We start from the raw sequence: 15856 nt of genomic DNA on the forward strand, positions 1-15856 counted from the left end.
ATATTCAAAATTAACTTGTTAAGTGCTGGTAAAGTGTTATTGAACCAATGATGATAAGAACTATACCGCCAATAAATGATGCTTTTTTCCCAATTAAACAACCAATTTTTTTACCTAGCAATAACCCAAGGGTAACCATAATACAAGTCGCTAACCCGATCATTGTTGATGCGAAGTAGATATTGACACTAGCGAGGGCTAATCCAACACCAATTGCAAAAGCATCAATACTAGTTGAAATAGCCGTAAGGACTAATATTAGAAATGATTTTGAGGAGAGGGGTTTTTGGTCGTCATTTTCATCGTTTTCTTCTTTAAAACTATGATAAATCATATTAAGACCTAACAAAAGCATGACGGCAAAAATGATCCAATGATCCCAGTTTTCAATATATTGAAGTGCAATATAGCCAATAAACCAGCCTAGTATAGGGGTAATAGCTTCGATAAAGCCAAATAAAACGCCTACTTTTAATGCACCGAAAAAGGGTGTTGATTTAAGCGAAACGCCACGACAAACCGCTACCGCAAATGCATCAGTCGACATGGCTAATGCTAATAATAAAATAGCCCAAAAACTCATGATATTTACTCTTGCTTCTAATGATTTTTATTTTAATTTTTATAATTTATTTTTTTGATATTAAAAATAGATAATTAGCTATCTTTTTATCGCCTTTGTTTTTATAAAATTCTGCTGTTTTTATTACATTATTTCGGCGGTTTGAATCATATTCAAAAAGTTGTTTGAACATAAGATCTGCCGTTTTTGTATCTCCATTTTGAATCGCACAATAACCATATTGCTCGTAGGTATCGGCTTTCCAGCGGTGTCGATCAAATTCTAGGCTTTTGCTAAATTGTTCTTTGGCTTCTTGATAACGATTCCTGCCACATAAAAAGGAGCCATAATGGACATGAAATAAGCCATTACCAGGTTGCATTAATGTAATACGTTTGTAGATCATTTCTGCTTCATTATATTCACCAACATGCTGATCAAACATTGCCATTGCCAGCATCACTTGTGGATTATTGGGTGAATACTGAGCGGATAATTTTAGATTATAATGTGCAGCTTTAACATTATCCTCGGATTCATTGGCTTTAGCTAAGTAGCCTAACCCCAATCGCATTCTAGCGAGTGCCGCTGCTTCAGGATCAAATTCTTCACGAGCATTTGTTTGACAGCCAGCTAGTATTAACATACTAATTAATGCAATTAATACGCCTTTCATCCACAACTCCTTTTTATTGTTGAATAAGGTTTTGTTTCTTATACAGTGTGCGTTTAGTACGATCAACCACTTCTCCAGCAAGTTGCCCGCAAGCCGCATCAATATCATCACCGCGTGTTTTACGAACAATAACCGTAAATCCATAACCCATTAATGTTTTCATAAAGCGATCAATTCGGGTATTTGAACAACGAGAATAAGGTGCTCCAGGGAATGGATTCCATGGAATTAAATTGATCTTACTAGGCACATTTTTTAAGAATTTTGCCAGTTCATGCGCATGTTCAACACTATCATTGATTTGATTGAGTAAAACATATTCAATTGTCACCTTACCGTGATTAGCATTTGATGTTGATAGATAACGTAAAATTGAATCACGTAGCATTGCCATATTATATTTTTGGTTGATTGGCATTATTTCACTTCGGATTTCATCATTTGGTGCATGAAGTGAAATAGCTAAAGCAACATCAATCATTCCTGCCAATTTATCTAATGCCGGTACTACGCCAGAGGTTGAAAGTGTGACACGTCTTTTTGATAAACCATAACCAAAATCATCTAACATGATTTCCATTGCTGGTGCAACGTTAGATAAATTAAGTAAAGGTTCACCCATACCCATCATAACAACATTCGTGATAGGCCGATCGGCTAATTTACCTGTGACACCAATCGCATTTGATGCTCGCCAAACCTGGCCAATAATTTCAGAAACAGTTAAATTGCGATTAAAACCTTGCTGAGCAGTTGAACAGAATTTACATTCAAGCGCACAGCCCACTTGTGATGATACGCACAAAGTTGCTCGATCACGTTCAGGGATATAAACCGATTCAATCATCTGATTATTACCCACATCTAACGCCCATTTAATGGTACCATCCGATGATCGCTGTTCAAGAGCAATTTTAGGTGCTTTAATTTCAGCTAATTTTTTTAGTTGTTCACGGAGCTTTTTGTTGATGTCGGTCATCAGATCAAAATCATCTATCCCAAAATGATAGATCCATTTCATCACTTGATCAGCTCTAAATGGTTTTTCCCCTAAGGAAATAAAAAACTCTCTTAACTGTTGTCTAGTGAAGTTAAGCAAGTTAATTTTTTCATTGGTTGGGTTTGTGGTGTTTTGATTGGTTGTCACATCTGAACAATCGCCAGACGATTTTTGTGTAGCTGGTGTTAACATATTGCCTCGTTTTTACACATTATGGCTATTTCAATTTTTAGGGAAAGGATTATACTGTTTTTCACCTTATCTGGCTAATATAATATTAATTACAATTTGAATGATGAAAAAAATAATAAAAACAATTGCCAATTTTACTCAAACTTTAACTCTACTTTTATGTTCAACATTTGCTATGGCACAATCAATTCCATTAAATAAACTTACAGGCCAATTTGATGAGAAAAAAGACAGCGATTTTATTGCTCTGGATTCAACAATATTACCAGTAAATAAAAAAGGCATGTATCTTCAAAAAGAGCCCACTCAGCAGCTAATTAAAGCTTATAACGATTTTAAAAAATCTTATCCAGATATTCCATTTATAGTTGTGAGTGCAACACGTAATTACACGTATCAAAATGGCATTTGGCAACGTAAATGGGACGCCTTATTGCCTAAGTTAAAAGTGCCACAAAAAATTGCTGAAGAAATTTTAAAATTATCTTCAATGCCTGGCACATCAAGGCATCATTGGGGAACAGATATTGATATTACCAGCGTGTCATCTGAATATTTTAAAAATGATAAAAAGGGTATTATTTTGTATCAATGGCTTCGTGAAAACTTACCAAAATATGGTTTTTGCCAGCCATTTAATGAAGGAAGAAAGGGTGGATATTTACCAGAAGAGTGGCACTGGTCTTATAAACCAATTGCAAAGCAATATATAGCTGAATATAAGGCGATACTTGAAACTGATCCACAAACAATTATGAAAAATTTGAATTTTACTGGTTATGATAAAATTACACTTGAAAGCCTTGTGAAAGAGTATGTTTTAACTGTTAATTCAGAATGTTATTAGTGCTTTCGCCAATAAGGTAGTTTTATTGTTACCACTAAACCACCGCCATCTCGATTATTAGCTTGAATAGTACCGTTATGCATAATAACGGTCTTTCTTGCAATCGCCAAGCCTAGTCCATAGCCTTTACCTAATTGTGCTGATTGAATACGGACAAAAGGTTCAAAAATGCTTGATAATTTACTTGAATCTACACCAGGACCGCGATCTTTAACCTCTATTTGTAAATATTTTCCAGCTTCTTTTAACGATACTTCAACAGTCTGACCGGCTTTAGAGAAGCGGATAGCATTACGAATAATATTTTCAATCGCTCGTCGTATTTGTTCTGAATTACCTTTAACAATAGAATGTGAAATCGATGATATGCTAAATACTACTTCAATAGATTGATGATTTGCTTCATAGTTAGCATCATTAACAACAACACCAATTAACTCTTTTAAGTCAAAATATTCATCGGTTCGATTATTCATTTCTGCGCGTGAATAATTCAAAATTTCACCTATTAATTGATCTAGGCGTTCTGACTCTAACTCAATCCTAGCTAATGAAGTATCTATGTTTTGTTTATTTTGCTGTGCAAGGCCGATGGCAAGCTGCAAACGGGCCAGTGGTGTTCTAAGTTCGTGTGAAACATCATGAAGTAATGCTTGGCGATCAGAAATTAAGATATTGAGCTGTTCAACCATCATGTCAAAATCTTTACCTAATTCGCTAAGCTCATCACGACGAGGTTTTAATTTTTTGAATAGGCGGACAGAAAGATCGCCTTGAGAAACTCTAAAAAAACCTTGCCTTAATAACTTCATTGGTCTGGTTAAGTTCCATGCTAAAAAAAGGCTGAATACTAACCCAACACATATCCCCATTAATACAATGGGAGTTGGCATATTGAATAAAGTTTTCCTATTATTGCTATGATCTGTTTTATCGTCTTTAAATGATACCGAGTAAAGTGTTCCGTCTGGTGCAACCGCCATCCTTTGATATAAATAACTGGTTGATTCTAATTCATCTGTGATGATATTGACTTGATCATTTTGAGGAGAGACCAATTTTATCGACAATAAAACTCGCTCACGTTCGGGGAGATGTGCGATAAAATTGAGAGTCTCATCTTCACCAGCAACATGTAGTAATTGTGCAATCATATCCACTTTAGTTGGCATATGATTTAAGAATCGTTGATTTTTATTCTCTATATAATAAGAGAAAGCAATCCAAGTTAATTGGAAAGTAAGATAAAAGATTATCCAAAAGATAATCAGAATTTTCCAAAATAATCGACGATTCATGTCAAACCTACATTAACGAATACGGTAACCAACGGCTCTTATCGTTTCAATGGTTACATCATTTTGTGCGACTTGATGTAATTTTTGGCGAATATTACTGATATGGACATCTACACTACGGTCATAAAGCTCTCGTGCACGACCAAGCCCAATTTCAGATAATTCTTCTTTAGTTACCACTCGCTCACTATGTTTCACAAGTAAAACTAATAAGTTAAATTCGGTAGACGTTAAATCAATAGGTTGACCATTCCAAGTGCATAATCGCTGAGGAATATCTAAGGTTAAACCATTAAAGTGATATTTTTTATCATCGACTAATTCAACCGAACGTTCATCAAAACGACGTAAAACCGCTCGTAATCTAGCTAATAATTCACGTGGATAACATGGTTTTGGAATGTAATCATCAGCACCTAATTCTAACCCTAACACGCGATCAATATTATCACCTTTAGCCGTTAGCATAATTACTGGCATATTACATTGTTGACGAATGCTTTTAAGGACATCAATTCCATTAATATCAGGTAACATTACATCTAAAATTGCTACACGGTATTTACCTGAAAGCGCTTCATCAATACCATCTTTACCCAAATAAACACTTTTAATATTAAAACCTTCATTGGTTAAATATTCGCTAAGCATTTGTGATAATTCTACATCATCATCAATTAATAAAATATTTATCATACGTCGCCATTATTATTTAATTTTAGATAGTTACATTATTGCAATAATAAAAAAAAAGTCAGGTGGATTTACTAAAATATTACATATTTTGAACTATTCCTGATTAATTTATTTACTATGCAACTAAGTATAGAAATTTAGATTTACTCTATTTTCATAGTATATATTTCAATCAAAAAACGATTGAATAAGGAACTGTTAGTAGTGATGTAATTTATTAATAAAAGCTATGTTTCATTAATATTTTTTAACTAACTTGTTATGTAATATGTGAGCAGTACATTCAGTTTTCAAGTTAAATAGAATAAAATAGTCACATTATTTATGAATTGAACGTTTCACTATTTATTGTTAGCTATATGGAGATAATAAATGAAACTAACTTGGCAACAATTAATTAAATTGGTGAAACACGAAGTTTTACCGGCTCTTGGTTGTACAGAGCCTATCTCGCTTGCTTTGGCTGCTGCAGTTGCAGCTAAATATATTGATAAAAATAATATTAATCGTATTGAGGCTTTTGTTTCGCCAAATTTAATGAAAAACGGCATGGGCGTTACTGTTCCAGGTACCGGTATGGTTGGATTACCTATTGCCGCAGCAATTGGGGCAATAGGTGGCGATGCTCAAGCTGGCCTTGAAGTATTAAAAAATATTAAACCAAAACAAATTAATCAGGCTAAAACGTTAATTAGTGAACATAAAGTTAATGTACAAATTGCTGATAATAATACTGCTATTTATTCTGAAGCCAATATTTATACGAATACCGATCATGTTAGGGTATGCATCGAAAACTCACATACTAACGTAATTTTGATCGAAAAAAATGGTGAAACTATTTTCAAAGCAGATAAAAGAATACAAGGTGAATCTAAACAAGAGTCGATCATAAACCATATGTCAGTCAAACAGATATATGAGTTTGCAATGCAAGCTAATTTTGATGATATCGAATTTATTTTACATTCCGCAGAATTAAACAATGCTTTATCACAAGAAGGATTAAGACGAGAATATGGTTTAAGTATTGCTGCAACATTGTATGAACAAACAAAAACAGGATTGTTAGCAGATGACTTGCTGTCCAAAGTGATGATTCGCACCGCAGCAGCATCCGATGCACGAATGGGTGGTGCGACTTTACCTGCAATGAGTAACTCCGGATCGGGTAATCAGGGGATAACAGCAACGATGCCGGTAGTTGTTGTCGCCGATTATTTAAATGCGACGCCAGAGCAATTAGCTAGAGCATTAATTTTATCTCATACTATTGCGATCTATATACATAGCAAATTCCCACCTTTATCAGCACTTTGTGCAGCATCAACGGCTGCAATGGGAGCTGCTGCTGGTATGGCATGGTTGCTTGGAAAAGAGCAATATGAGCCAGTAGATATGGCAATATGCAATATGGTTGGTGATTTGTCAGGAATAATATGTGATGGTGCATCAAATAGTTGTGCAATGAAAGTGTCAACATCGGTTTCATCTGGATTTAAAGCTGTATTGATGGCTTTAAATCGGATTCGAGTAACCGGTAATGAAGGTATTGTTTGTGATAGTGTTGAAACGACCATTAATAATCTAGGGGCGATTGCAAGTAATAGTATGAAAGCATTGGATACTCAGATCATTGATATTATGTCGCATAAAGTCTAATGTTATCCCTGATGGTAAAAGAATAGACTTTAAGCGCTTTTAATATAACCAATTAGCATTATTTTTAAAAAATATACTGGACAATATTATTTTTTATGCGTAATATTTCGTCCTACTTCATATGGTGGCTATAGCTCAGTTGGTAGAGCCCTGGATTGTGATTCCAGTTGTCGTGGGTTCGAATCCCATTAGCCACCCCATTTATGCAAAGTATGAAACATCTAACGGCGAGTAGCGCAGCTTGGTAGCGCAACTGGTTTGGGACCAGTGGGTCGGAGGTTCGAATCCTCTCTCGCCGACCAATTTTATATAAAAAAGCCTGCTCATTGAGTAGGCTTTTTTATTATCCGCTTTATCGCTTGTATTCTCAGCAATAGCATATAAACAGTTGCTTTATAGTGTTTATTTAACACATTATCTGCTGCTATTTTACCCCACTGTCAACCCTAATTAATATTCATTTAATTGATTTTATTGTATTTCTCATAAAATTTGTGATCTCCCTTACACTTTTGGTACTTAAAATTGACAACATGTATTTTTTTATCTATTTTTTGAACTATATTATGTGATTTAAGATATATCTGTGAATTAAAAAAGCCCAGTAATGGAGAGTGATCTTTGGAATACCGAGATATTGCGTCTAAAACCGATGTAGAAGAACAAATAAGAGCAAATCCTAAAATTATTACGGAAAAATCGACTGAGCGAGGACTTGCCGAATTTTTTAAGGTAAGCCGAACAACCGTCAGGAAAGCCTTGCATGATTTAGCTATGGAAAGTTATATGTTTCAAGCAGATAACTATAGCCCGGAACACAATGTTTTTGAAATCAATATGCTAAAAATGTCTTCGTTTAGTGAAGAGATCCAAAAAGAAGAAAATGTTCAAATTGAAATAAAAGTATTGTCCAATCAAATTATAAAGATGCCTGCACAATTGCGTACCTTTTTCGGATCTAACCAGCAACTAATTAGAATTATCAGACAACGTCTCTTGGGGAAAATACCGCTTTCTTATGAAATCAATTATCTCCCTTCAGAAAAATTTACCGATTTAGAAAAACAGGACTTAAATAACATTTCGCTCTATGAATACCTTAAAGAGCATTATCATTTTACACCAAGCCATGGACGGGAAGAGATCACCTACGAAGCGGCGACCGAAGATAAAGCAGAGTATTTAGCTATTGCCGAAGGAACACCTATCTATAAAGTATCAAGTTATAGTTACGATAATAATTTTCAACCATTTGAATATACTGAACAATATTTGATTGGTAACCGATTTCGGTATCACTTATCGGCCAAAAATATCTTCAATTATGAGGAAAAACATAAATGAAGCTATTTGAAAAAATTGCCGCTCAATTACTCGAGCAGATAAATACCGGACGATATGGCGTTGGTGCTGAGTTACCACCCGAAGGGCAATTGCAAAAAGATTATAATGTAAGTCGAACAACTGTCCGTAAAGCAATAGATCGATTAGTTGATCAAAATATGGTGGTTAGGAAAAAAGGAGTTGGTCTGTTTGTTGCGCCAACGCTCTCGACCCAAAATATTTTAGAGATGACAGGTATCATAAAACCATACATCTACCCCAATCACAAAAAAGTAATCAAAGAAGCTTACTTAAGACAAGCAGGTGCATATTACAGTCAATTACTAAAAATAAAACCGGCTGAACTGATCTATTACATTAGCTTCCTTGAAGTGGCAAAAAACAGTATTACGAAAGAGATTTTTGTCCTGCCATTAAATAACTTTCCCGATTTTCAAATTTCAATTATCAAAGTGTTATCTGCGCTCGAAATCATCAATTCAGGCAAGAAAAAAGTCGATAAATTAGAACAAGATTTGCAACTGATTGTGGCCAACTCCGAGCTCGCTAAACAACTTCGAATCCAGATTAACGACCCATTATTTAAAATTTCTAATCACTATTTTGATACTAATAGCGAACCGATTGCTCTCGAGTATAAGTTTGCTAGTAATACCAAATATGTGGTCGATTTCACTTAGGAGGTACACCAATGATTAAATTGTTACGCGTTGATCATCGCTTATTGCATGGTCAAGTTGTTGTTTCATGGTTCGAAAGTATGGATGCAAACACGATTTTAGTTGCTAATGATGTTGTAGCCAACGACGAACTACGTAAATCTGCGATTCGTTTGGCTAAGCCAGAGCATGCAAAATTAGTGATGAAATCAATTGATGACAGTATTGAGGCGATAAACTCAGGCGCAACTGATAAATATCAAATGCTGATAGTCGTTGAATCAGTAGCAGATGCTGAAAAATTAATCCGTGGCACGCAAGGCAAAATAACCAGCCTTAATTTAGGTGGTACTAAACCACGTGAAGGCACAAAAAACTACTCTAAAACCATCAATTTAACCGATCTTGAAGCAGATTTACTGACCAAATTGCAACAAGACGGTATTGATATCTACATTCAGCAAATTCCAAGTGAATCAAAGCAGAAATTTGAGAAATAGTTGAGAGGTACAAAATGAGTATCGAATTAACCGCATTACTGCTAGCTTTGATTGCGATGTTAGCAAATGGTGAATACTTTTTAGGTTCATCAATGTTATCCAGACCGTTAGTGACTTGTACCTTAGCGGGTTTAGTCATGGGTGATATCACACAAGGCATTATAATTGGGGCAACGTTAGAATTAGCGTTTGTCGGATCGTTTTCAATCGGTGCATCCATTCCACCGGAAATAATTTCCGGCAGTGTTTTAGGTACCGCTTTTGCCATTGGCGCAGGGAAAAGCACCGAAATCGCCTTAGCACTGGGCATTCCAATTGCATCACTGGTTTTATTAGTCAAAAATTTATGTTTTCTTTTTATTCTTCCTTACTTTGTTCACAAAGCCGATAAATACGCCAGCGAAGGTAACGGCAAAGGTATGGATCGAATGAACATATTCGGTGGTTTCTTTTCAATCAATCTGCCAATTGGTTTAGTGGTTGGATTCTCCTACTTATTCGGTAGTTCAGCGGTCAATGGCTTATTAGAAATGATTCCTCGCTTTATTATCGATGGTTTAGGTATTGCCACCGGCTTATTACCGGCGTTCGGGTTTGCTATGTTAATGAAAATTATGATTAAAAAAACCAATGTCACCTTTTTTGTTCTTGGCTTTGCTTTAGCCGTTTATATGAAAGTGCCTGTTACTGGCGTGGCCATTTTTGGTGCCTGCCTAGCACTTATTTTGACCGGTTACTCCTCATTTAATGGAAAAAAAGGCGTAACAGAGCAAGACAGTCAGAAGCTAACAACTGGCAACGTTTTAGGTGCACAGGAGATCGATTATGAAAACGAAGAATTCTAAATTAATAACCAATAAAGAATTAACCCGAACTTTTTGGCGCTCTTTCACCGCTGAATGGTCATGGAATTATGAACGGCAAATGAACTTAGGCTATGCCTATGCCATGCGCCCGGCTTTAGATAAAATTTATAGTGATAATCAAGTTGACCTTACCGATGCTTATCAACGCCACTTAGAATTTTATAATGTTACCCCTTGGCTAATTACCTTCCCTCTAGGCATCTGTATTGCCATGGAAGAACAAAATGCCACCGATAGTGAGTTTGATAAAAGTTCGATTAATGATGTCAAAATTGCGTTAATGGGACCGTTAAGTGGTTTAGGTGACTCTTTTTTCTGGGGGACATTACGTGTTATTGCCACCGGCATTGGCACCTCTTTAGCGCTGGAAGGCAATATTTTAGGTCCATTGTTATTCCTGCTTATCTTTAATGTGCCGGCGATTTTAGCACGATATTTTGGCTTATTAATTGGCTATAACATTGGTGCTTCCTTTATTGAAAAAGTGCAAAAAACCGGCTTAATGGATAAATTGTCCTATGGCGCTTCAGTACTCGGGCTCTGTGTGGTCGGGGCAATGGTTGCCACCATGGTGACACTCAATATGCCATTGAAAATAGGTACCGGTGATGATTCGGCATCCTTACAAGATATTTTTGACGGCATTGTGCCACAGATCCTACCGTTACTCTTTACGCTATTTATGTTTGTATTGGTGAGAAAAGGCGTTAAAGCACATTGGATCCTTCTACTTATCGCCGCCATTGGTATTTTCGGTGCCTGGACTGGGTTATTAGGAAGTTGAGGAATTAACAATGAAAAGTATTGCTGATTATGTCGCATTAGAGCCGAAATATTATCAAGCTGTTTTAGATAATTATCAGACGTTATTTGCCGATCATATCGATTTAAGTCAAATAAGACAGCTTAATGCCATTGTCATTTTCGCCACTGGCTCCAGTGCTAATGCTGCTTATGGTGCAAGACCAATAATGAGCGAACTGTTGAAGATTCCTGTCTATATTGAAGATCCTTCAATGGCGGCCAATTACCTGCACTATAACGATCCAAATACACTCTATTTTGCCATTTCACAAGGTGGAGAGAGTTATTCAACCATTCATTTAGTTAAGGAATTTATTCACCATAACAAGACGATATATAGCCTGACCAGCAATCCACAAAGTCCTTTGTATCAAGTTAGCAATCACGTTTTATCTATGGGGATGCCGATTGAAGAAATGCCTTATGTCAGTGCCGGTTATAGTATCACTATTTTAGATTTGATCTTAATTAGCCTCATTATTGGGCAAAAAACCGAAACCATTAATCAAGCCAAATTTGATGACTATATGAATCAGATTAAAACGATTACCCAATTATTACCACAAGTCATTGAGCGTTCACAAGCTTGGGTTAATCGCCTTGAAGATCAATATACTCTAGCTCAACGGGTAATATTGATCGGTTACGGTGCTACTTACGGGGTTGCAAGGGAAGGAGAAACTAAATTTACCGAAACCGTACGCAACACTGCGTTGGGTAAAGAGCTCGAAGAGTATATGCATGGCCCTTATCTGGGTTTGCATAGCGATGATCAAATCATTTTTATTGAACCGCAAGGAAGACTGGCGCAAAGAGCCGATTCCTTAAAACAATTCTTAAATCAGTATGTGAAAAATGTTGTAACAATTTATGCACATCAACAAGGCAACCGAACACAAAATGACTTATGTCTAGGTATCAGTTGTGATGAGCGATTAACTTCGCTGTTTATGACAATTCCTATTCACTTACTTAGCTATCAAGTATCACAGTTAAAAGGTCACAATCTGGAAAAATCAACATATCCGGAATTTGATGAAATTACTAAATCTAAAATTAAGAGGATTATAGCATGAGAAAATACGATGAAAAAAAAGAACTCGACAGCATGAATGGCGCATTAGCACTTCGTCCACAAATCAATGAATTTATAGATAAAATTCACTTCCGTGGTTACAGTAATGTGTGCTGGTTAGGTATTGGCGGAACTTACGCTTCATCGATGCAAGCAGTTGTCCATATGAAAGAAAAATCAGCCATTGAAACCTTTATTCAACATGCAGCGGAATATCTGGTTACCGGCAATAAGCGTATAACCAAAGACACCTTAATTATCATCTCATCTGTTACAGGCTCAACCCAAGAGGTCGTTGAGGCTATTAATAAAATTCAACAAGATGTGGGTGCAACAGTTTTAGCCTTTTTAGATAAAGCCGATTCACCATTAGGTAAAATGGCGCACCATGTGATTTCTTACCCAATGAATGAGCAATTGAAATTCTTTATGGCTGCTGATCGCTTAATGTATTTGGCCGGCGAATACCCTGACTATGATGAATTTTATCAACAAATGGATCAACATTTTGCTAAAAATATCGTCGAAGTGGCGAAAAAAGCTGATGCATTCGGGCAAGAAGTCGCATTGAAACATCATAACGATGCTATGCACTATTTTGTCGGCGCTGGCAACCAATGGGGTGCAACTTATTCTCATGCGATGTGCTACTGGGAAGAGCAACACTGGCTACGTTCAAAATCGATCGAGTCTGCTGAATTTTTCCATGGCACATTAGAAGTGATCGACCGTGATACAGCTGTAACTGTTTATGTTGGTGAAGATAGTCAACGTCCATTAAGTGAAAGAGTGGCAAAATTCTTACCACAAATTTGTGGTAACTACACCATTATTGATACCAAAGACTATCCATTACCGGGTATATCAGAAAAATATCGTGGTCATTTATCACCGTTTGTGTTTAGAACGATAAATAACCGAATTGATGCTTACGTTGAACACTTAAATCGGCACCCAATGACTATTCGTCGCTACTATCGTTGCTTGGATTATTAAGGAGAGCAACAATGGTTGCGGTATTAATCAGTACTCATGGACCTACTGCTCAAAGTCTGATCGTAAGTGCCGAGATGATTTGTGGTAAACAAACCTTATGTGAAGCAGTGCCCTTTTTAATGGGGCAATCGTTAGATGAGTTTCAACAGCAGATTGAAAATCATTTAGCAAGCTTTGCTCAACAAGGTGAGGCAATATTGTGTTTGGTGGATTTAAAAGGCGGAACGCCTTTTAACACACTAACCAGATTAATGGCCAATTATCCAAATCTAGAAATTGTTACTGGGGTGAATATACCCATGTTATTGGCAACATTTATGCTAAGAACACAAATGGCGCTAGATGATTTACTATCAGAACTAATGCAAACAGCTCAACAAAGTATTGAGCACTATAATATGGTGTCAATGACGTCATCAATAATAGAAGATGAAGAGTTTTAAGCTGGTCAGATATATAATCAATTAATTAATTTAACTTTAATAAGGCAAATATATTTTTAACTCAAATAAAATTATATTTGCTTTTATTCATTACTAGTTATACCTTTTTATCTAAGCCTTGAATTATATATAGAATTAATAGGTAGGTAAATTTGACTATATTAAAAGAGAAAACATTTATCATAATATTGATTCTCTTGTTAAGTAGTATTTGTTGCTGTTGTACAACTAATAATGAATTAACGTTAAAAAAAATCGAAGCGAACGATAAATACCGTTGGATGGAAAATCAGCCACAGTTAATCAGTAATTGGTTATTATCTGAGTCTGAACGAACCGTCAACATACTAGATGCATTACCATGGTCAAAAACTGTCAGTAAACGATTTAATCAATTAACTGATTTTGGTTCTGAACCTAGAATTTCTGATATTCAATATGTAGGCGATAATTGTTTTTATTTCAAACAAACAGCAGATTATCCGTATAATCGCCTTTTTGTTAGAGATCGCTACAATAATGAAAAATTGTTGATAGACCCTCCTGTTGGTTATGGTATATATGATTTTTATCCGTCACGTGATGGGCAATATATTGCTTATAGCATTTATGAAAATGGTGCTGAGATATCATCAATAAAAATTATCAATGTAAAAACTAAATCACATCTTAATGATCATATAACTGGCATATCGGATCCAAGCATTATTTGGTCAAATGATAATTTATCTTTTTTTTATAAAAGAAATGATAAATATCAACAAAATAGCCCAAAATCGGGCACAGAAGAGTTATATTTGCACCATCTAAATACTAAGACAAAAGATGATGTCTTAATCTTTAGTAAAAATCAAATAACTGGTTATGACCCAGTTACCGATCAAAATATAGCCTTATCTTTTTCTAGTAATTGGGCTATTGCGTCTATCTCATCTTCTATATCTGGTTATAGTATCGATTTATACCTTAAACATTATGATAATCTTAATAATACTAAAGTTCATTGGCAAAAAATCATCGATAGAAAACAAAAAGTTACCAATTTTATTCTAAAAGGTGATTGGTTATATTTAGCTAAATACAATGCGTTGTCTGGTTATACTATTTCGCGCGTGAATTTGAATAAGAATAGCCAATTAGAAGAAAAAATTATGGAATGGCAAAATGGAGATTTGCTCCAATTTGCAGCAAGCAAAGATGCTATTTACTTAGCTTATCATGAGTCAGAAACACCTAAGTTTGTTGCTATTCCTTTTACTGACCCTCATCATGTTAAATTGATTTCTCTTACAAATAGTCAAGAAATAACAGCCATTTTTAGTGATACTGATCGCAAAGAAATATTATTTACTGCTCAAAATTGGACTGTTTCCCCGAAAATATTTACCTATAACCCCGATAATGGATCAATTCAAGATTCAAAAATGATTAATCCCAGTGCTTTTTCGTTTGCAAATTATGAGGCTGAACAACAATGGGTAAAATCAAACGATGGAACACTTGTTCCTATGACGATTATTCATCCTAAAGGGATCAAATATGATGGTACTGCTCCTACATGGTTAACTACCTATGGTGCATATGGTGTAAGTCAGCGCGCTTTTTTTGATGCTACACGTTTAATTTGGCTTGAAAGAGGTGGAATAATTGCAATTGCTCATGTTCGAGGAGGTGGAGAATTAGGCGAAGGTTGGCATATTGGTGGTAGCTTAGCTAATAAACAAAACTCAGTTAATGACTTTATAACATGCGCACAATATTTAATTAATCATAATATTACTCAACCATCTAAGCTAGTTATCAGCGGTGAGAGTGCTGGTGGTATTATAATTGGAATGGCATTAGCTAAACATCCTGAACTTTTTGCTGCGGCATCTATTAATGTGGGTATGTTAAATATGAGTCGATTAGATAAAATCGCCATTGGTAAAGCAAACTTTGCTGAGTTTGGCTCGCCATTAAACTCAAAACAGTTAAAGGATTTATCTAAAATAGATGCTTATTTAAATTTAAAAGATTATGTTACGTATCCACCGGTTATGATTTCGGTAGGTTTGAAAGATGAACGTGTAGCACCATGGCAAAGTGCTAAATTTATCGCTCGTCTTAATGAGATAAACCATACCCAAAAACAGCAGGTATTAGTTATAGCAGATCAATATGAAGGGCATTTTTTTGATAATTTTCTAAATACAGTCGAGTTTTTTATTTGGAAAACCATGCCAACACCATAATT

16 protein-coding genes and 2 tRNA genes are annotated in these 15856 nt (G+C 35.5%); 13 read left to right on the forward strand and 5 right to left on the reverse strand.

Annotated elements, in window-relative coordinates:
* Positions 1 to 10: 10 nt before the first annotated feature.
* From A9G07_RS00825 to A9G07_RS00835, 3 genes are read right to left on the reverse strand one after another with little or no spacing between them, the layout of a single operon-like run.
* Positions 11 to 583 carry a manganese efflux pump MntP gene (locus tag A9G07_RS00825; RefSeq protein ID WP_065562750.1) on the reverse strand — a complete coding sequence of 191 codons (573 nt, stop codon included), beginning with the start codon at positions 581 to 583 and terminating at the stop codon, positions 11 to 13.
* Positions 584 to 629: 46 nt separating this feature from the next.
* Complete coding sequence (locus A9G07_RS00830) at positions 630 to 1238, reverse strand: hypothetical protein (protein ID WP_065733657.1); 609 nt, start codon at positions 1236 to 1238, stop codon at positions 630 to 632.
* Between the two features lie 13 nt (positions 1239 to 1251).
* Positions 1252 to 2430: a bifunctional tRNA (adenosine(37)-C2)-methyltransferase TrmG/ribosomal RNA large subunit methyltransferase RlmN gene (locus A9G07_RS00835; RefSeq protein WP_081303311.1), complete on the reverse strand. Its 1179-nt coding sequence runs from the start codon at positions 2428 to 2430 to the stop codon at positions 1252 to 1254.
* Positions 2431 to 2530: 100 nt separating this feature from the next.
* Here A9G07_RS00835 and A9G07_RS00840 point away from each other — a divergent pair, with 100 nt between their 5' ends.
* Entirely contained in the window at positions 2531 to 3277 is a 747-nt protein-coding gene (locus A9G07_RS00840) for a M15 family metallopeptidase (RefSeq protein WP_081303312.1), read from the forward strand.
* Here A9G07_RS00840 and A9G07_RS00845 read toward each other — a convergent pair.
* The gene (locus A9G07_RS00845) at positions 3274 to 4575 is read right to left on the reverse strand and encodes an ATP-binding protein (protein WP_065562747.1); all 1302 of its coding nucleotides are present in this window, start codon (positions 4573 to 4575) and stop codon (positions 3274 to 3276) included. The two genes, A9G07_RS00840 and A9G07_RS00845, sit on opposite strands and share 4 nt — an antisense overlap.
* A gap of 12 nt (positions 4576 to 4587) precedes the next feature.
* Positions 4588 to 5268, reverse strand: a complete 681-nt coding sequence (locus A9G07_RS00850; protein ID WP_065562775.1) for a response regulator transcription factor — start codon at positions 5266 to 5268, stop codon at positions 4588 to 4590.
* A 375-nt stretch (positions 5269 to 5643) separates the two neighbouring features.
* Between A9G07_RS00850 and A9G07_RS00855 the strand changes: the two genes are divergently transcribed.
* From A9G07_RS00855 to A9G07_RS00910, 12 genes are all read left to right on the forward strand, one after another.
* Positions 5644 to 6933, forward strand: a complete 1290-nt coding sequence (locus A9G07_RS00855) for an L-cysteine desulfidase family protein (RefSeq protein ID WP_065733659.1) — start codon at positions 5644 to 5646, stop codon at positions 6931 to 6933.
* 124 nt (positions 6934 to 7057) lie between these two features.
* Positions 7058 to 7133: transfer RNA gene (locus A9G07_RS00860), tRNA-His, on the forward strand.
* A 25-nt stretch (positions 7134 to 7158) separates the two neighbouring features.
* A tRNA-Pro gene (locus A9G07_RS00865) sits at positions 7159 to 7235 on the forward strand.
* A gap of 319 nt (positions 7236 to 7554) precedes the next feature.
* Positions 7555 to 8277 carry a GntR family transcriptional regulator gene (locus A9G07_RS11865; RefSeq protein ID WP_081299500.1) on the forward strand — a complete coding sequence of 241 codons (723 nt, stop codon included), beginning with the start codon at positions 7555 to 7557 and terminating at the stop codon, positions 8275 to 8277.
* Positions 8274 to 8957: a GntR family transcriptional regulator gene (locus A9G07_RS00875; RefSeq protein ID WP_065562745.1), complete on the forward strand. Its 684-nt coding sequence runs from the start codon at positions 8274 to 8276 to the stop codon at positions 8955 to 8957. The genes A9G07_RS11865 and A9G07_RS00875 overlap by 4 nt, the downstream gene beginning before the upstream one ends.
* Before the next feature lie 11 nt (positions 8958 to 8968).
* A complete protein-coding gene (locus A9G07_RS00880; protein WP_065562744.1) occupies positions 8969 to 9436 on the forward strand; it encodes a PTS sugar transporter subunit IIB in 468 nt (155 codons plus the stop codon).
* A gap of 14 nt (positions 9437 to 9450) precedes the next feature.
* Entirely contained in the window at positions 9451 to 10281 is an 831-nt protein-coding gene (locus A9G07_RS00885; RefSeq protein ID WP_065733660.1) for a PTS mannose/fructose/sorbose/N-acetylgalactosamine transporter subunit IIC, read from the forward strand.
* The gene (locus A9G07_RS00890) at positions 10262 to 11086 is read left to right on the forward strand and encodes a PTS system mannose/fructose/sorbose family transporter subunit IID (protein ID WP_065562742.1); all 825 of its coding nucleotides are present in this window, start codon (positions 10262 to 10264) and stop codon (positions 11084 to 11086) included. Before A9G07_RS00885 ends, A9G07_RS00890 begins: the two co-directional genes overlap by 20 nt.
* Positions 11087 to 11096: 10 nt before the next feature.
* Positions 11097 to 12182 carry an SIS domain-containing protein gene (locus A9G07_RS00895; protein ID WP_065733661.1) on the forward strand — a complete coding sequence of 362 codons (1086 nt, stop codon included), beginning with the start codon at positions 11097 to 11099 and terminating at the stop codon, positions 12180 to 12182.
* The gene (locus tag A9G07_RS00900; RefSeq protein WP_065733662.1) at positions 12179 to 13177 is read left to right on the forward strand and encodes an SIS domain-containing protein; all 999 of its coding nucleotides are present in this window, start codon (positions 12179 to 12181) and stop codon (positions 13175 to 13177) included. The genes A9G07_RS00895 and A9G07_RS00900 overlap by 4 nt, the downstream gene beginning before the upstream one ends.
* 11 nt (positions 13178 to 13188) lie before the next feature.
* Positions 13189 to 13620, forward strand: coding sequence for a PTS sugar transporter subunit IIA (locus tag A9G07_RS00905; protein WP_065733663.1), 432 nt, complete (start codon positions 13189 to 13191; stop codon positions 13618 to 13620).
* A 152-nt stretch (positions 13621 to 13772) separates the two neighbouring features.
* Complete coding sequence (locus tag A9G07_RS00910) at positions 13773 to 15854, forward strand: prolyl oligopeptidase family serine peptidase (RefSeq protein ID WP_065733664.1); 2082 nt, start codon at positions 13773 to 13775, stop codon at positions 15852 to 15854.
* The last annotated feature ends 2 nt before the right edge of the window (positions 15855 to 15856 follow it).

It is taken from the genome of Gilliamella sp. wkB72 (genome assembly GCF_001693745.1).
In the GTDB taxonomy this organism is placed as follows: Bacteria; Pseudomonadota; Gammaproteobacteria; order Enterobacterales; family Orbaceae; genus Gilliamella; species Gilliamella apicola_E.